General features: G+C 65.7%; 18 protein-coding genes. 5 read left to right on the forward strand and 13 right to left on the reverse strand.

From position 1 onward, the window contains the following. Positions 1–21: 21 nt before the first annotated feature. The 8 genes from EF888_RS19455 to EF888_RS19490 form a co-directional block, all read right to left on the reverse strand. Positions 22–774 carry a BatD family protein gene (locus EF888_RS19455; protein ID WP_109760479.1) on the reverse strand — a complete coding sequence of 251 codons (753 nt, stop codon included), beginning with the start codon at positions 772–774 and terminating at the stop codon, positions 22–24. Continuing rightward, a complete protein-coding gene (locus EF888_RS19460; RefSeq protein WP_109760478.1) occupies positions 771–1,439 on the reverse strand; it encodes a tetratricopeptide repeat protein in 669 nt (222 codons plus the stop codon). The genes EF888_RS19455 and EF888_RS19460 overlap by 4 nt, the downstream gene beginning before the upstream one ends. Beyond that, positions 1,436–2,335, reverse strand: coding sequence for a vWA domain-containing protein (locus EF888_RS19465; RefSeq protein WP_109760477.1), 900 nt, complete (start codon positions 2,333–2,335; stop codon positions 1,436–1,438). Before EF888_RS19465 ends, EF888_RS19460 begins: the two co-directional genes overlap by 4 nt. After that, complete coding sequence (locus tag EF888_RS19470) at positions 2,332–3,306, reverse strand: VWA domain-containing protein (RefSeq protein ID WP_109760476.1); 975 nt, start codon at positions 3,304–3,306, stop codon at positions 2,332–2,334. Before EF888_RS19470 ends, EF888_RS19465 begins: the two co-directional genes overlap by 4 nt. Then, a complete protein-coding gene (locus tag EF888_RS19475) occupies positions 3,299–3,673 on the reverse strand; it encodes a hypothetical protein (RefSeq protein ID WP_109760475.1) in 375 nt (124 codons plus the stop codon). Before EF888_RS19475 ends, EF888_RS19470 begins: the two co-directional genes overlap by 8 nt. Further along, entirely contained in the window at positions 3,670–4,575 is a 906-nt protein-coding gene (locus tag EF888_RS19480) for a DUF58 domain-containing protein (RefSeq protein ID WP_109760474.1), read from the reverse strand. Before EF888_RS19480 ends, EF888_RS19475 begins: the two co-directional genes overlap by 4 nt. Then, positions 4,572–5,528, reverse strand: coding sequence for an AAA family ATPase (locus EF888_RS19485; protein ID WP_109760473.1), 957 nt, complete (start codon positions 5,526–5,528; stop codon positions 4,572–4,574). Before EF888_RS19485 ends, EF888_RS19480 begins: the two co-directional genes overlap by 4 nt. Before the next feature lie 289 nt (positions 5,529–5,817). Further along, entirely contained in the window at positions 5,818–6,258 is a 441-nt protein-coding gene (locus EF888_RS19490) for a GFA family protein (RefSeq protein ID WP_109760472.1), read from the reverse strand. 170 nt (positions 6,259–6,428) lie between these two features. Between EF888_RS19490 and EF888_RS19495 the strand changes: the two genes are divergently transcribed. Both EF888_RS19495 and EF888_RS19500 read left to right on the forward strand, forming a co-directional pair. After that, entirely contained in the window at positions 6,429–7,148 is a 720-nt protein-coding gene (locus EF888_RS19495; RefSeq protein ID WP_109760471.1) for an ABC transporter ATP-binding protein, read from the forward strand. Then, entirely contained in the window at positions 7,145–7,936 is a 792-nt protein-coding gene (locus EF888_RS19500) for an ABC transporter permease (RefSeq protein ID WP_109760470.1), read from the forward strand. The genes EF888_RS19495 and EF888_RS19500 overlap by 4 nt, the downstream gene beginning before the upstream one ends. Positions 7,937–7,945: 9 nt before the next feature. On the opposite strand, the gene EF888_RS19505 is transcribed toward EF888_RS19500, so the two are convergent. Then, the gene (locus tag EF888_RS19505) at positions 7,946–8,149 is read right to left on the reverse strand and encodes a hypothetical protein (RefSeq protein WP_109760469.1); all 204 of its coding nucleotides are present in this window, start codon (positions 8,147–8,149) and stop codon (positions 7,946–7,948) included. A gap of 163 nt (positions 8,150–8,312) precedes the next feature. On the opposite strand from EF888_RS19505, the gene EF888_RS19510 reads away from it, so the two are divergent. After that, a complete protein-coding gene (locus tag EF888_RS19510; RefSeq protein WP_241239747.1) occupies positions 8,313–9,806 on the forward strand; it encodes a sensor histidine kinase in 1,494 nt (497 codons plus the stop codon). 92 nt (positions 9,807–9,898) lie between these two features. Beyond that, on the forward strand, positions 9,899–10,612 hold the full coding sequence (locus tag EF888_RS19515) for a response regulator transcription factor (protein WP_109760468.1): 714 nt from the start codon (positions 9,899–9,901) through the stop codon (positions 10,610–10,612). Here the strand turns inward: EF888_RS19515 and dapD are convergent. Continuing rightward, the gene (gene dapD, locus EF888_RS19520) at positions 10,590–11,417 is read right to left on the reverse strand and encodes a 2,3,4,5-tetrahydropyridine-2,6-dicarboxylate N-succinyltransferase (RefSeq protein WP_109760467.1); all 828 of its coding nucleotides are present in this window, start codon (positions 11,415–11,417) and stop codon (positions 10,590–10,592) included. The genes EF888_RS19515 and dapD overlap by 23 nt on opposite strands. Positions 11,418–11,487: 70 nt before the next feature. After that, positions 11,488–12,483, reverse strand: a complete 996-nt coding sequence (locus EF888_RS19525) for an asparaginase (RefSeq protein WP_109760466.1) — start codon at positions 12,481–12,483, stop codon at positions 11,488–11,490. Positions 12,484–12,638: 155 nt separating this feature from the next. Between EF888_RS19525 and EF888_RS19530 the strand changes: the two genes are divergently transcribed. After that, positions 12,639–13,172 (forward strand): invasion associated locus B family protein, encoded by a 534-nt coding sequence (locus EF888_RS19530; protein WP_109760465.1) that lies wholly within the window; start codon positions 12,639–12,641, stop codon positions 13,170–13,172. A 21-nt stretch (positions 13,173–13,193) separates the two neighbouring features. Here the strand turns inward: EF888_RS19530 and EF888_RS19535 are convergent, their stop codons facing one another. Further along, complete coding sequence (locus EF888_RS19535; protein WP_109760464.1) at positions 13,194–16,334, reverse strand: error-prone DNA polymerase; 3,141 nt, start codon at positions 16,332–16,334, stop codon at positions 13,194–13,196. Positions 16,335–16,779: 445 nt separating this feature from the next. After that, entirely contained in the window at positions 16,780–17,265 is a 486-nt protein-coding gene (locus EF888_RS19540) for a hypothetical protein (RefSeq protein WP_126918614.1), read from the reverse strand. Positions 17,266–17,311: the final 46 nt, after the last annotated feature.

Here is a 17,311-nt window from a genome sequence, read left to right on the forward strand (position 1 = left end):
GCTACCAGCGACTGTCGCGTCTCAGTGTCGAAATAGGGGAATGTGATTGGCTCGACGATCGTCGAGACGTCGTTCGTGGGCCGGATCGTCCAGCGCCAGAAGGCATAGCTGACGGGTCCTTCGGGGGGTAAGTTCGGCCAGCCGCTGCTCGGGGTGCGGGAAGATCATCGCGGAGGGCGACCTCAGTTCGGGCATCGGCGGGATCATCTCGGGCGTGACTCCAAGCGCCTCGACCCGGATCACCCGCAGGACGGCCTCGCCTGGCGCCAATTGGTCGGGTGCGTTCGACCACTGGTCGCTCACGATCAGCCGCTTGACGGGGAACCACACGCCCTCAACCTCGGGCGCCGGCTTCACTTCGATATCGATAGGTTGCGACAGGACGGCGTGTTCAAACCAGTCGTCGCCTTCGTCGGTGAGGGTAAGGTCGTGCGTGAACGCTCCGACCGTCAGGGGTCCGGCCCGTTCGGGAAAGAGCGCCATACGCCGGGTGAAGACCTTCACCTTCTGCCCCCTGATCCGCGCTTCCGTCCACATGTCCTGGCCAAGCTGCGACCAGCTGAACCCCTCGAGCTCCGGTTGCTTGAGCGACTCCCGCGTGATGTGGCGGCGGTAGGTGCCCTTGATGGTGACGAGAACCATCTCTCCCACCAGCCGCTCGGCGGCGTCCTCGATTTCGATGGTCAGGGACAGGTCTTCAGGAAGCACTTCGCGGGTCTGGGCGACGGCAAGCGCCGGAAGGACAAGGCACAAAAGGACCAACAGGCGCATCATCGGTCTGCCTCCCCAGGAGATACGCCCGCCGCCAGTCGTCGCTTGTGCTCCTGAAGGATCCGGGCCGAGAGATAGGCGCCGGGAACGTCGGCCAGCTGAGACAGCCAGCGGTCGTTCGCCACCATGAACTTGTCGTCGAAGACGCGCCGCACGCCAGCTTCGCCCCGGCTTTCCAGCGCGGCCAGGCCAAGCATGGTGTTCGCGTTCGTCACATCGCTTCCCGTGCCCGATGCCCGTCCGCTGCCTTCTCCCACGCTTGCCTCGGTGGTCACCCCTTCCTTGGGCCGGGCGAAGAGGGCCAGCGTCTCGGCGTCGATGCCCAGACTGGCGTAGAAGGCGGATACCACGTCGAAGTTCGCCTGTGCCGTCGGATCGCCCCGCGCGATGGCCACGTCGAGCGCTTCGAGCGCGGCTGCATAGTCTCCCGCGCGTGCAAGTGCCGTCCCCTGGTCGAAGTGCATGTCCGCGTCCTCGAATGCTTCGGCCGATCCCTCGAAGTCGCCGGAACGATAAAGCGCGACGCCTTTCCAGCCGGGCTCATCGAACGCCATGGCGGAAAGGCGCGGCATGTCGAGCGCGAGGAGAATTCGCCCGAAAGGTGCGAGACCTCCCGAAAGAAGTGCCGCAGCTAGGGCGGCCAAGGCGAGGAGCGCGAGAGACCTCATGGACCCGATCTCGTCAGAAGCAAGGCCAGCGGCACCAGCGCCAGAAAGACGAAGACCCGTCCGAGATCCCGCCAGAAGAGAAGCGGCATATCCTGCCGTTCAAGCCTGGTCCGAGCGTCGGCTTCAAGAAATTCTCCGAAAGCCTCGAGGTCGCGCGGCGCGAAAACCATGCCCTGGCCGAGGGCAGCATGAGCCTCCATCTCGGGTCCCGGCTCCGACGCCGCCACGACCGACAGCCGCGCACCGGTTGCGGTGATGGCTTCGGTGGCGCGAAGAGAGTCCGGCCCGAGACCCGTGCCGTCGGTCAGAAGAATGACGTCGCCCGCAAGAATGTCGGCCTCGCGCAACATCTCAGCCGCCAGGTCGAGAGCGCGGTCGGGCCGGGTGCCAGCGTCGGGGACGGTCTCTGCGCCGATGAGGGACAGGGTCTGACCAAGTTGAAGATGGTCCTGCGTCATGTCCGTGGCGACGTAGGCGTCTCCAGCATAGACGATGATCCCCCCGGGACGGGACTGCAACGCCCCGATCCCGTACCGGCCGGTGAACAGAAGATCCTGCCACGATGACGTCTTCACGAGGTCCGGTGACGCATCGACGACGAACAGAACGCCGTCCAGATTTCGGAACGACAGCGTGTCGCGCCGTTGGACCGCAGGGCCAGCAAGGGCGATCACGACAGCCGCTGCCGCGCAGAGGAGAAGGAGCAAGGGCCGGCGCGTACCGCCCGGATCAACCCATCCGAAACGAGCCATTGCCGACAGCAAATCGCGGTCAGCGACTCTCACCCAGTCGCCGAGGGCGCCCTGCTTGCGCCAGAAATGCCATCCGGACAGCGCAAGCGGAACAAAGGCAAGAAGCCAAAGCGGTCGGAGGAGCGTGAGATCGGGCAGGCTCATGCCGACTGCCTCCAACCGAATAGCAGCATCAGGATCAGGGCGCCGCCCGCGGGCCACGGCCAGTGCTCGCGGAAGACCTCGGCGGAGAGGCCGTCGCTGTCCGTCGCCTCTAGCTCGTCGAGCGCCGTTGCGACCGCTTCGAGATCGTCCGTCGTGCGCACCCGAAAGCTCTCTCCACCCGAGATGCGGGAGATGCTGGACAGCGTTCTGGCATCGACGACTCCGAGCTCGCCTTCGTCGGCGGTGTCGAGGTCCTTCGGTCCAAGCGCAATCGTGTGGACTCTGATTCCCTTACGGGCAGCCAGTTCGGCAACTCCGCGGGGATTGGTGGCGCCGGCGTTGTTCACCCCGTCCGACAGCAGGATGACGACCCGCGTCGCCGCCTCGCTGTTCGACATGCGCTTCAGAGCGAGACCGAGCCCATCGGAGATATTTGTGGCGCGACCCGAGATCCCGATCACCGCCTCTTCGATCCGCCGCGCGACCGCTTCGACGTCGAAGGTAAAAGGCGAGGCGTAATAGGCTTCAGAGCCGAAGACGATCAATGCGATGCGGTCGCCGCCTCGTCCACGCACGAACGACGCGCCGACCTTCTTGACCGCGTCGAGGCGAGTGATCGCGGTTCCGTCCAGGAAGAAGTCGTCGCGCACCATAGACCCTGACAGGTCGACGACCAGCGCGAGATCGCGGCCCGACACGCGAAGGGCCGAGACCGGCTCGACTTCGCGCGGATTCGCAATCGCCAGGACGAGAAGCACCCAAATCGCCGTCAAGAGCCCCACCCGAAGCGGAAGTCTGCCCTGCCCAGTGACCGAGCGTCCTTCTGCCGCGACCAGCGCATGTCCAATGCGGTCGGGCAGGATCAGTGCGCGACCGGCCGGGGACGTGGTCTGCGCCAGGCGCGACAGAATGAAGGGCAAAGGCAGCGCTAGAAGAAACCATGGGTCGGCAAAGTGCAGCGTCTCAAACATGACGCGCCGCCTCGCGTTCGATCTCCTCCAGCGTGACCGCCCCTGGCCGGTAGAGACGTGCGCGAAGCCTAGAGAAGATATCGGGCGCAAATCGCTTGAGCCGATGGAGCAGGGCCACTCGGCGATCCGCGTCGGTCAAGCCGTTCGCAAGAGGAAGTGGATCCTCCGAAAGGCCCCTCGACCGGCGGACCGTGAAGAGACGAAGCAGACCCAGGACGAGGATCGCGGCGACACAGGCGATCGCTCCCGCAGCGGCCACGTCGGCAAATGCACCGCCGGCAGCCGAGGCCGGAAGGCGTATGTCGTGAAGGCTCGCCAGCATCGCGGCCTCGCTCATCGCGCCGTCTGTCGCTGCGTCTTCGCTCATGCCGCCCTGCCCGCCGCGTGGCGCAGACCAAGCCGCATGGCAGTCTTCGAGGGCGGATCGGCAGCGTCGACCACCAGCGCCGGACGTCCCGCGACCGTCACCCTTTCAGAATGCGCGGTCCCTTCGCCAGTGGCCCGGATGCGGACGCGTCGGCCGTCCGACAAGCGAACGGGATAGCGGCCCGCAGGCAGCTGTCCCGCCATCGCTGCTGTCACGAGGAACAGCGATACGTCCCGTCGTCGCGCAAGGTCCCCAAGGCGGTCCGCGAGACCCGCTCCCTCGATGTCGAAGCCTGAGGCGATGAACAGACCCGAGCCAGTGCCAGCCAGCCTTTCAGCCCGCAGGAGTTCTCGGTCGAGAGGAGGATCCGCCCGGGTCTCACCCGAGAGGATCGCGTCCAGAGCCTCTCCATGGGCGCTGACGAGGCCGGCGATGACGTCGAGCATCCCGCGAACCCGAGGGCGCGCGGGGACGATCACCGGTCCTACCGGCGTCAGGGCAAGCAGCCCGACGCGCCCGCCGGTTTCCACGACGCTCCATCCGATCAGGGCCAGTGTCTCGGCGGCGGCGACGGACCGGAAGGCGCGCGTAATGCCCCAGAACATCGACGCCCCGAAGTCGGCGACAAGCCAGGCGATGTGGTCGCGCTCTTCCTGGAACAGACGGACGTGGGGCCGACCGGTGCGCGCCGTGGCGCCTCGGTCAAGGTGGCGCAGATCGTCGCCGGGCGCGTAGTCGCGAAGGTCGGCGACCTCGAGCCCGGCACCCTTGTGGCGGGTCGCGATGCCGCCCGGCAGCGGCGACAGAACGGGCGCATCCGAAGCCCGAAGCGCCAGGCGGCGCAGAGCGATAAGGGCTTCTGGCCGCAGCGTTGCGCCCGGCGGAAGCCCGTCGCGGGTCATAGGGGTTCGACCGCGTCCAGGATGCCGCCCACGACCTCGCGCGCCGTGCGGCCCTCGGCGACCGCACGCCAGTTCAACACGATGCGATGCGCCAGCGCATCGCGCGCAAGGTCGGCCACGTCCTCGGGGAGTGCATAGTCGCGACCGGCCAGCCACGCCCGCGCCCGGGACGCAGCTGCAAGCGCCAGACTTCCGCGTGGAGAGGCCGCATGTCCTACATCGCCCGCAAGCGCGCCATCGCGCGTGGCGACGACCAGCCTCACGATGTAGTCCCTCAACTCGGGCGCCAGGTGAACGCGGCGGACCTCGTTGCGCGCCGCGGTCAGCTTGTCCAGAGAGATCGGCGCTGGCGGGTGCGCACCGTCGAGGGTCTCGGCTTCGACAAGGTCGAGGATGCGCCGCTCGGTCTCGAGGTCCGGCAGGTCGAGGACGACGTGCAGGAGAAATCGGTCCAGTTGCGCTTCGGGCAGCGGAAACGTCCCGTCGTGCTCGATCGAATTCTGGGTCGCCACCACCAGGAAGGGGTCTGGCAGCTTGCGGGTCTCGCCTCCCGACGTGACCTGCCCCTCGGCCATGGCCTCGAGAAGCGCGGACTGCACTTTGGGCGGCGCACGGTTTATCTCGTCGACATGCACGAGGTTGTGGAAGACCGGACCGGGTACGAAATCGAAAGTCCCCGACTGCGCGCGCCAGACGGGTGTGCCGGTCAGGTCTGCCGGCATCAGGTCGGGCGTGCACTGGATGCGGGCGTTCGTTCCCGACACGGCATCTGCCAGTGCCCTGACAGCGCGCGTCTTCGCAAGTCCGGGGGCACCTTCGACCAACATGTGCCCGCCAGTCAGAAGCGCGATCAGCATCCGTTCGACCAGCCTGTCATGCCCGATCAGCCGAGCGGCCAGCAAAGCCTGAAGGTCGCGTACCCCTGCGGCGGAAGCGTCGGTGACTGCGTTCATGAAAATTCCGGTTGCGTGGTCATTTCAGGGTAGTTCCGCCGCCCAAGTACGCAAGGACGGCCTGCGCCGGTCGTCGCGGGCGCAGGCCGTCGCACACCCTGCGACGCGGCCGGAGAGGGTCGGCAAAAGGTCCGGATAATGCGACAGGGTCGGGAGTGTACCCGCCGCATTCCTCCCATGCCGCTGCCCCTAGTCCTCCCCGCCGAAGCCGGGAGGACGCAGGGTGCGGGACGACACGCGGGCGCGCCGCGGCGCGCCGGCGTGATCGGGTCCGGTGATGTCCGGATCGTCAGGCGCCTGCCGGCCAGGCGAATTCTGGACGCAGGCCACTGTAGACCGGACGTCCGTCGTCTGGCTTGGGATAGCCCTTCGTTTCATCCCAGAAGGCGTGATAGCTCGCCGGCCCCGGCGCGGGGTCGTAGTTCATCACGTTCGGGACCGCGACGCGGATCCTCTTCTGCTTGTCGTCCAGCATCAGAACGGCGTTGCAGTCCTTGCAGAGACAGATTTCCAGAGGGCCGTTCGGGTTCTCGGCGTTGAACGGGACCCGGTTCATGTTGCCCTCGCTGGATGCCTTGAGGTCGCCGTAGTTGAAGAAAACTACGTGCGTCGTATGCTGCTTCGTCACCGACTTGCAGACGTTGCAGTGGCATTCATGGTTGTCGATCGGCTCGGCGTCCGAGTACACTTCCACGTGCTCGCAGCCGCCCTGATATTTGTGGTTCGACATTGCTTCTCCTCCCTTTTTTAAAGGTTCGCAGAGTGCATCCCTGCAAACGATTCCGGTCAATAGGTACGAAAGTGTGTGTTGTGGGGCGCTTGCATCGAAAGGTCCCCAAGGCCACAGTCTCAGCAGGAAACAAGGGGGTCTGACGGCATGATCGGGGGAGGTTCCGTCGCATGGAATTCGGCCTGACGGTCCGGGACCTGAGTTTCCGATACGGTCGCAAGCTCGCGTTGGACAGCGTGTCGTTCGACGTTCCCCGCGGCAGCTTCACAGCGTTGCTCGGACCGAACGGTGCGGGTAAATCGACGCTCGTGGCCCTGCTGACCCGGCTCCTTGTCTCTCGAGAAGGTTCGATTGTCGTTGCCGGTCATGACCTTGCCAGGGCGCCGCGACGCTCTCTTGCCGCGCTCGGCGTGGTGTTCCAGCAGCCGACGCTCGACCTCGATCTGACGGTCCGGCAGAACCTGTTCTACTTCGCCGCTCTCCACGGTCTGTCGAGGCGCGACGCCTCTGTACGGATCGACAGGTCACTCGATCGGCTTGGTATGCGCGAGAGGGCGGGCGAAAAGGTTCGCGCGCTCAACGGAGGGCACAGGCGGCGCATGGAGCTTGCCCGCGCCCTTCTCCATGAGCCCAGCGTCCTCATGCTGGACGAGCCGACCGTGGGTCTGGACGCGGCGGCCCGGCGAGCGATCACCGGTCACGTCCACGACCTTGCGGACCAAGGCGTCTCGGTTCTCTGGACGACGCATCTCACCGACGAGGTTGAGGACAGCGACCAGCTTCTCGTGCTTCACAAGGGCCGCATCGTCGCCAGCGGCCAGACGGGTGAAGTGCGCGGCGGCCAGGATCTTCAGGACTGGTTCCTGGCCCGGACCGAGGAGGCCGCATGACGGGGTATATGCGCGTAGCTCAGGCGGTAATCTCGCGCGAGTTCCTGCGCTTCATCCACCAGCGCGAGAGGTTTCTTGCGGCCCTCGTCCGTCCCCTCGTCTGGCTTCTTGTGTTTGCCGCAGGTTTTCGTGCCGCGCTTGGCCTGTCGATCATGCCTCCCTACGAGACGTACATCACCTACGAGACCTACGTCGTGCCGGGCCTCTGTGCGATGGTGCTGCTCTTCAATGGAATGCAGAGCTCGCTGAGCCTCGTCTATGACCGGGAGACGGGATCGATGCGCATCTTGCTGACAAGCCCATTTCCCAGATGGTGGCTTCTGATGACGCGCTTGTTCGGGGCGACGATCATCTCGGTCATACAGGTCTATGCCTTTCTCGCCATCGCCGCGATGTTCGGCATCGACATGCCGCCACTCGGCTATGTCGCGGTCCTGCCCGGCCTCGTCCTGGGAGGGATGATGCTGGGGTCGCTCGGGCTGGTTCTGTCCAGCGTGATCCGCCAGCTCGAGAACTTCGCGGGGGTGATGAACTTCGTCATCTTCCCGATGTTCTTCCTGTCATCGGCGCTTTACCCGCTCTGGAAGATGGCGGAAAGCTCCCCGCTTCTGAAGGAGATCTGCGCGTTGAACCCCTTTACCCACGCGGTCGAGCTCATCCGCTTCCTGCTCTACCTGAAGATGGACTGGTTGGCGCTGGCGGTGGTCGTGGGCAGCACGGTCGTGCTGTCGGCCCTTGCGGTCTGGGCTTATGACCCGTCACGCGGGCTGATGTTCAGGAAAGTCTGAGTGGACGTCTCAGGTCTCGCGCTCCTCGAAGTTCAGAGGCTGGCACTTCCAGCTTCGAATGCGGAAATTCGGGTGAGTTTCGACCCATTTGGCAAGCTCGGGCTGAGCGGCGAAAACGCAGGTCTGGGTCGAGATGTCCTGATAAAGCAGGCTTTGCTCTTGGCACTCGGTTGTGGACCCGGCCAGGCAGACGACGAAGAGAAGTTCGATCATATCGGTTCATTAGGTCTCGTGGCGTGGAACCTCCCTGAAAGACAGGGTAGTCCAAAAGTCCGAACATTTCCCTTCGGCGAATTAGCTCTGACGTCTGGAAAATCGACCTGACGCCGAAAAAGCACAGGAAAGTGGCACTTCGGACCCATGATGAGCGCCTAGTATGCGACAGTTTTCGCTCAAGACACGGCTGGCGGCGGGCGCGGTTTCACTTGGAGCCGCAACTCTTCTGACTGCCCTGATCCTCTGGCTGGGGATGGAGGCGGTTGCCCTGCGACTAGACAAGGCTCTCGCCACCGAAGCGCGGATGGACAGCTATGCCTCGCTTTCGACCCAAGCCGCGGGTTTCCTTGTTGTCGCGACCGAGGCCGTCCACAGGGGCCAGCCGCCCGCAACGCGTCAGGACAGGGTGGAGTCCGCTGCGCAGCCCCTACGGCGAACCTTCAGCATGTTGCGCACCGACGTCGAAAGCGCGGTCGAGGATGCGCGCGACCTGGGTCTCGACGAGCAATCCCGCTTCGGCACCCAATCTCTCGGCATTGCCCGGATGGAGGCGCTTCTCGACAACACCCTGCGCGCCCTCGCCGCCGACACCTCGGACACCGCCGCCCTTCAAGCCAGCATCGACATCTTCGCCTCGGGCTTCGATCCCCTCCTCAGCCAGGCCGTGAATACCGAGCTTCTGTTTCGTGCAGGCGTCCTGTCGAGCATCGAGACGCTGCGGGAACGTCTTCGTCTGGCGGCCCTGTCCATCGCGACTCTCACGCTTTTCGCCGTGGCACTGTTCTATTTCGGACTGATCCGGCCCCAGTTCTCGCGCCTCGATCGGCTGCGCGAGGCGGCCCGGAAAATCGGCGGAGAGGACTTCGGCGTCACGCTTCCCGAAGGCGAGACGGACGAGATCGGCCGGATCTACGCCGAGACGAACCGCATGGCCTCCGCCCTCGCGGTCCGTCAAGAGACCGTGGAAGCGGAATGGGAGCGGCTGAACGAGACTATCGCCGAACGAACCGACGCTTTGCGAAGCGCCAACGCGACGCTGGCCGAGATCGACGCGAACCGGCGACGCTTCTTCGCGGACGTAAGCCACGAGCTTCGCACGCCGCTGACCGTGATCCTGATGGAGGCGGAGATCGGCGCGCAGCGGGGCGGTGAGGCGGGCGCGGCCTTCGGAACCATCCAGTCCCGCGCCGCGCGCCTGACCCGGCGGATCGAGGATCTGCTGCGTGTCGCGCGATCCGAAAGCGGTCAGCTTCAACTGGACGCCGGTCCTGTCTCCCTGCCCGCACTCGTCGCGGATGTGAGGGCCGAAATTATCGCCGAGATCGACAATGCGGGCATGGTCCTTGCCATCGAGGAGCCGCCCGGTATCGACCTCGTCGTGGACGGCAACTGGATCCGCCAGGTTCTCGTAAGCCTTGTCCGCAATTCCATCCGCCACGCGCGCGACGGAAGAGCGGTCCGCCTGCGGTTCGCAACCGAGCCCGCCGCGATGGGGATCGAGGTCATCGACAACGGTCCTGGCATCTCGCCTGGAGATCGCGCGCGCGTCTTTGAGCGCTTCGCCCAAGGCGAGGCGAATGCGGCGCAGGGGTTCGGGTTGGGACTTGCCTCGCGAGGTGGGTTGTCGAGGCGCACGGCGGCACCATCGAGGTAGAAAGCCCGGTCGCGCAGGGCGAGGCTCTTGGGGCCGCAGCGGGCACCAAGATCGCCCTTCGCCTGCCCCGGGCAGACCGCTAGGGTGCCGCAATGACGACACGGCTTCTGGTCGTCGACGATGACCCCGAGATCACGTCGGCCGTCCTGCGCGGCCTGGCGCTACACGGCTTCGATGGCGAGACCGCGAACCGGGCCGACGTCGCGCTGGACCGGCTCGAGAACGGTAATTTCGCGGCTGCCATCGTGGACGTCATGCTCGGTGCCGACAGCGGGCTGGACCTCGTGCGTGAAGCTCGTCGGCGGGGGGTCGCAATGCCCATCCTCATGCTTTCGGCCCTGGCCGACGTCGAGGACCGCGCGGCGGGACTTGAGGCAGGGGCAAACGACTATGTCGTCAAGCCTTTCAGCTTCGACGAGCTGGCCGCGCGGCTCAGGGTTCAGGAACTGCGCATCCACCGTGACGAGCCCGTTCCCTGCGTCATCGAGATCGAGAGCCGCCGGCTTCTCTGCGGCTCGGGCGACATCGACCTGACAGAGAGGGAGACAAGCCTTCTCGCTTTCCTCGCCCGTCATGCCGGATCGCCCGTGCCGCGCGGCGACATCTTCGACGCGCTCTGGTCCGGCGGGTCGACCAGCGAGAACGTGGTCGACGTCTACATCGGTTACCTACGCAAGAAGCTCGCCCCGCACGACACGGGGTTCCGCATCGAGACCCTGCGCAACCAGGGTTTCGTTCTGGATGGAACGGCGCCGCGAATCGACGGTGAAGCCGACCCCAGCGTCAGTCGCGAAGAAGCTCGTTGATGGACGTCTTGGACCGCGTCTTCTCATCAACGCGCTTGACGATGACCGCGCAATAGAGGTTCACGCCGTTCTTCGACGGCATCGAACCCGACACGACGACCGAACCCGAGGGGACCTCGCCATACATGACCTCACCCGTCTCGCGGTCGACGATCTTGGTCGATTGTCCGATGAAGACACCCATGCCGAGGACCGAACCCTCACGAACGATGACGCCTTCCACGACCTCGGACCTTGCGCCGATAAAGCAGTTGTCCTCGATGATCGTCGGGCCGGCCTGCATGGGTTCGAGAACGCCGCCGATGCCGACGCCCCCCGAGAGATGGACGTTCCTCCCGATCTGCGCGCAGGAGCCGACCGTGGCCCAGGTATCGACCATCGTGCCGGTGTCGACGTAGGCGCCAAGGTTCACGAAAGACGGCATCAGCACGACGCCCGGCGCGATGTAGGCCGAGCGGCGGACGATGCAGTTCGGAACGGCGCGGAAACCGGCGGCCTTCCACTGGTTGTCACCCCAGTCCTTCCATTTCGAGTCGACCTTGTCCCACCAGGCGCCGCCTTGGGGGCTGCCGGGCTGCATCTCCATGTCTTTCAGGCGAAAGCCCAGGAGCACCGCCTTCTTGGCCCACTGGTTAACGCGCCACGCCCCGTCCGCCTGCCGTTCAGCCACCCGAAGCGTGCCAGCGTCGAGCGCGGACAGCGTCTCCTCGATCGCGTCGCGGGTCTCGCCCCGGGTTGCGGGTGTAATCCCGTCGCGGGCGTCCCACGCGGCTTCAATGGCGGTTTCCAGCGCGGCGTTCGACATGGTCCGTCCTTCCCTTCGATCGGTCCGCGGGGACATATCTCGGAGGCGACGCAAGGGCAATCGCGCAAGGTCAGGCGGGAAGAAGTCCTTCGGCCGGGCGCTCGAAGCCGGTCTTGAGGCCGTCCCAGTTCAGGATCGGACGATGCAGGAAGCTGGCCACGATAGGGTCCTTGGGGTCGAGAACGCCAAGGCGGACGAGGATCGCGGCGATCGCTAGTTCCGAGGCGCGGGTTGCGCCATCTGCCACCTTCAGTGCGACGCCCAGACCGAGTTCAGGCAGGATGGCCGTGTAGAAGCCTTCGGCGCCGGTCTTTATCGCGGCTCGGCCTTTGGCCGCCTGCATCAGTTGTGCGCAAGCCCGGCCTCTACCCGCTACGAGTTCGGGATGTTCGATCATTGCGTCGCGCAGACGTGCCGCTGCAGTGTCACGTGCGCCGCTACCATGACCGGCCACCGCGAAGCGCGCCATCGCGATCGCGATGCCCTTCAGGCTGGCCGCGAAGTTCGGCGCCGAGCAGCCGTCGATTCCGAATCCAGGACTGTCCTCGCCGCACATGTCCTCGAAGGCCTCGCGCACCTGCTTCTGCACCGGGTTCTCGGGATCGACATAGTCGAGACCCGCACCGATATGGCGCGCGACGGTCAGAAAGCCCGCGTGCTTCCCCGAGCAGTTGTTGAACAGCCGCGTAACCGGTTCGCCGGAGCGGATCATCTGGTCTCTCAACTCCGGGTTCCGCGAGACCTGTGGCCCGCAGCAAAGCGCGTGCTCGTCCAGGCCCAGGTCCGCCAGCCAGCGACCCACCTTCTCGACATGCCGACGCTCTCCGGAATGCGACGCGCAAGCCAGCGCAAGCCGTTCGGTCGACAGGTCGCTGCCCGCTCCGGTCTCGAGAAGCGGCAGGGCCTGCATCATCTTGATCGACGAACGCGGCAGCACGACGAGATCGGGATCGCCCCAGGCTTCCACGATCTCGCCGTCTGCCCGCGACACGACGGCGTGGCCCAAATGCAGGGACTCCAGAAATTTACCCCGGTAGATCTCGGCCAGCGGCACAGCTTCGGTCATCTTCGCTCTCCTTTGCGCTGCGGCGATTTTCCGCCTTCAGGGGGGTTCCATCACCGGCGTGAGTTAAGGTATTGGACTCCCACTGGACAGGGGCTTTTGGGACCGGGACAGCAGACGCAAGATCGGCGGCCCGAGCGAAGATACAAGGCAGGACGATGGCTACAGCACGCATTCTCTCGATTTTCGCGGCGGTCGCGCTTCTCTCGGTCAGCGGCGGGGCGCTGGCGCAGGAGGAAACGAACCGGGTCGCTGCCGAGACGGACTGGGCCGTGTTCGAGGGTGACGAGCCCAAGGAATGCTGGGCGGTCACCGCCCCGCGCGAGACGGTCAACACCCGCGACGACCGGGTCGTATCGGTTCGCCGCGGCGATATTCTTCTCTTCGTGACCTACCGGCCTGGCGAAAGCATCGCAGGCGAGGTCAGCTTCACCGGCGGCTATCCCTTCGCCGACGGCTCGACCGTCACGCTGGAGGTGGGTGGGGCGACCTTCGAGATGTTCACCGAGGGCGAGTACGCCTGGCCCGCCACGCCGGCCGAGGATCAGAAGATCGTGACCGCCATGAAGCGGGGATCGGATGCGGTGGTGACCGCACGTTCGTCGCGCGGGACCGAGACGAAGGACACCTTCTCTCTTCTGGGCGCAACGGCGATGATCGAGGAAGCCGAAAAGCGCTGCACCACCGGCTGATCTGAAGGGCGCTCCGGTGCGTCAATGCACCTTGCTTTCCCGACGCGGATCCGTGGCGCCTTCCGCCCCCCACAGGTCTGTGCGCATGAGGCCGGTCGCCCGGTCGAACCCCGAATGGAAGACGGCGCCCTCGACGGGTTCGAGCGGCTCGGCGCCCGGGGTCAGTCGATGACGCAGGAAAGCCATAGGGTGCGCGCGTAGCGTGAGCCTCATGGCGACGTAGTCCTCGACCACCTCCTCGCCCATGGTCATGGCAGGCAGGTCCGCCAGCGCCTCGACGATCCCCTCTCCGTCCAGGTCCCCGGCGAACAGCGGGAGCGGCTTCTCGGAAGCAAGCGCGGCAGCAGACCAGAGCGCCTGACGGCGGTTTAGGCCAAGCGAGGCGAAGACATCGGCCTCGGCCAGCACGCGCAGCGACTTGGGATCGGCCCCGGCCCGGCGCCAGACGTCCTCGACCGAGGTATAGCCGTTGCCGCGCGCGGCGACGATCCAGGAGGCATCCTCCTCACGCAGCGCCTTGATCTGACGGAACCCCAGCCGCAGGGCGAGGCCCCCCTTCCGGTCCGGCTCCATCGCGCTGTCCCAAGTCGAGGCGTTGATGCAGGGAGGCCTGACCTCGACGCCGTGCTCACGGGCGTCGCGGACGATCTGGGCCGGTGCGTAGAATCCCATGGGCTGTGAGTTCAGGAGCGCGCAGGCGAAAATGCCGGGGTGATGGTGCTTGAGCCAGGAGGAGGCATAGACGAGAAGCGCGAAGCTGGCGGCGTGGCTTTCGGGAAAACCGTAGCTGCCAAAGCCCTCGATCTGGCTGAAGCAGCGCTCGGCGAAGTCGTCCTCGTATCCGTTCGCGCGCATCCCCTTCAGGAAGCGGGTCCGGAACTCGGATACGTTGCCGTGCTTCTTGAAGGTCGCCAGCGCCCGGCGCAGGCGATCGGCCTCTTCCGGGGTGAAGCCCGCGCCCACGATGGCGATCTGCATCGCCTGCTCCTGGAACAGCGGCACGCCCAGGGTCTTGCCCAGGACGCGGCCAAGCTCATCCGAGGGAAACTCGACCTTCTCCTCTCCCCTCCTGCGGCGGAGATAGGGATGCACCATGTCGCCCTGGATCGGACCGGGCCGGATGATCGCCACCTCTATCACCAGATCGTAGAAGGTCCGCGGCCGCATCCGGGGCAGGAAGTTCATCTGCGCCCGGCTCTCGACCTGAAACACGCCCAGCGAGTCCGCCCGGCACAGCATGTCGTAGACGTCCGGGTCCTCGGGCGGGAGCGTCGCCAGCGTCCAGTCTGCCTGGTGGTGCCCGCGGATCAGGTCGAACGCCTTGCGGATGCAGGACAGCATTCCAAGCGCCAATACATCGACCTTCAGGATGCCAAGCGCGTCGATGTCGTCCTTGTCCCAGCAAATGACGGTGCGGTCTTCCATCGTCGCGTTTTCGATGGGCACCAGTTCGTCCAGCCGTCCTTCCGTGATGACGAAGCCGCCGACGTGCTGCGACAGGTGCCGGGGAAACCCCTGGATCTGGAAGATCAGGTCGAGGGTCTGCGCCAGCCGCCTGTCGGTCGGGTCGAGCCCGATCTCGCGCAGTTGCTTGTCCGCCATTCCGCTGGTGTCGAAGAAGCCCCAGAGTTGAGAGGAGATGGCGCTGATCGTGTCCTCGGTCAGCCCCATGACCTTGCCCACTTCGCGGATCGCGCGCTTGCCGCGATAATGGATGACCGTCGCGCAGAGTCCGGCGCGGTGGCGGCCGTAGCGTTCGTAGATGTGCTGGATCACCTCTTCGCGCCGCTCGTGCTCGAAGTCGACGTCGATGTCTGGCGGTTCGTCGCGGGCTTCCGACACGAAGCGCTCGAAGACCATCGTGCCGATCTCGGGCGAGACCGAAGTGACGCCGAGGCAATAGCACACGACCGAGTTCGCCGCCGAGCCCCTGCCCTGACAGAGGATGCCGCGCGAACGGGCAAAGTCGACGATGTCGTGGACGGTGAGAAAGTAGGGCTCGTAGCGCAGCTTGGCGATCAGCGTCAGCTCGTGCTCAAGAAGCTTGCGGACATGATCCGGCGCGCCCGAGGGATAGCGCCATTTCAGCCCCTTCATCGACAGGCGGCGCAGGCGGTCCGGGGCAGTCTCGCCGTCGGAGACCTCGGAGGGATACTCATAGCGCAGCTCGTCCAGCGAGAAGGTCAGGCTCTCGGCCAGGGCTGCGGCACGATCGACTGCCTCGGCATGGGAACCGAGAAAGCGGCGCATCTCGTCCTCGGTCCGCAGCCTCTGCTCGGCGTTGGCCAGCGCGGACCGACCGAGTTGGTCGACTTTCACGCCCGTCCGGACGGCGGTCAGCACATCGGCGAGACGGCGACGCGCGCCGTGGTGCATGATCGGCCAGGCCGAGGCGACGGTTGGCAGGCCAAGGCCATCCGCCAGCGACGCCAGCTTGTCGAACCTCTCGGCGTCCTGCCCGTCGTAGCGGGGCGAGAGGATAAGGTGGCAGTCACCGGGAAAGGCCCGCGCCAGTCGCCGCACCTGGTCGCGCCATCCCTTGCGCCCGTCTCGGCCCGGCGGGTGGATCAGAAGCGCCAGCCCCTCGCCGAATTCCACAAGATCGTCGAGGCGCAGGACGCATGATCCCTTCTCGGCCCGCAGTCGCCCGCGCGAGATCAGCCGGCAGAGCCTTCCCCAGCCCGCGCGATCCTTCGGCAGCGCGGTGACCGAGAACCTTGTCTCGAGCACGATCCGCGCGCCGGGCACGAGACGCGGCACATTCAGGATCGCCGCCGAGGCGTCGAGCGGAGGAGGAGGCGCCACCCGCGTCTCGAACCCTGCGACGGGCGTGCCCGGCTCGGTCGTCTCGACCGACGAGAGGGTGCCGTGCTTTTGCCGGGCCTTGCCGCCCGGATAGCTTTCGTAGACCTGCTGCTTGACCTCCCAAGCCGTGACGGGAACCGGGGGACCGATCAGGGCGGCCTCCTGCCGCTCGCGCACCTGGCGCGCGATCTCCTTCACCCGTGCATGCGCGCGCACGATCCCCGCGACCGAGTTCTCGTCCGCGATGGCGATGGCCGACAGGCCGAGAAGCGCGGCGCGGTCGACGTACTCCTCGGGGTGGGAGGCCCCTGTCAGGAAGGTGAAGTTTGACGTCGCGGAGAGTTCGGCAAAGCTCATCCGAGTCCCTCGCACCCGGGTCGCAAGAGAGGCGGCAAAAGGCGAATCCATGTCATGCGGGGATGATATTCATGTTTTGTTCTCATTGCCAGTTCGCCTTCACGGCATCCCTTCACGGGCACCCCAACAGTTTCACGATAGGCTCACGCAAGGCCGGGGACCCCCGATTGACCCAACGGCAACCAGGGCGCAGGGTGTTCGTGGGTCGCAAGTGAAGACCTTGATTTGAGATCGTATTTCAACGCCGACGGGTGGCCAATTGCAGGTCTGTGACAGCCCGTGGAGGCGAGGTAACCAGTGACGCGAAAGCGTGAGGGTGGGTGTGATGAGTGAGGGTGGTTAAGGGTGCACGTTCGCGGGGTCGGGAGGAAAACCTAATCCTCGTCCCCATGGTTCTGACCGGACCCCGCGGGCGTCTCTTCCCTCAGAAGGAACACAGGACACATCAGGGCAGAGGGGCGCGGCAGTCGCCTGTTGCGTGGCACGCCAGAAGGCGGGCGACGCCGTCTTCGGTTGCGGGCAAAACATTGTCGGCGCAAGGACTTACGGTGATGACGGGGCCTTGGGAGGTGGCCTGGACGGCGGCGAGGAACTCGCCGGAGAGATCTGGGGGGTCGGCGCACCAGATGTTGGTGCAGTCGAGGACGAGGGAGACCTGGGCCTCGACGGGATCGGAGAAACCGGTGGGGCCGAGGGAGGCGCCTTCGATGCGGATCCGGCTGATCGCGCTGGCGTCGGGGACGTTGCGGGGCGGCAGGCGGATCTGGGCGGTGCCGACGCTATGCCCCTTGAATATAACGAAAGTTTCGTCGGAATCGCGGGCGGCTTCGTACATCCTCACGGGGTCCGGGGGGAGGCAGGAGAGGGCCGAGACGGGGGTGGCGGCGAGGGCGAAAAGGGTGGCGATCCGGAGCATCATGTGTCCTTTCATGTCTCCCCGCACGGGGGTCAGATAGGGCTCAAGTCCCTGTGTTTCA

The sequence above is a fragment of the Silicimonas algicola genome (genome assembly GCF_003970735.1).
GTDB lineage: Bacteria > Pseudomonadota > Alphaproteobacteria > Rhodobacterales > Rhodobacteraceae > Silicimonas > Silicimonas algicola.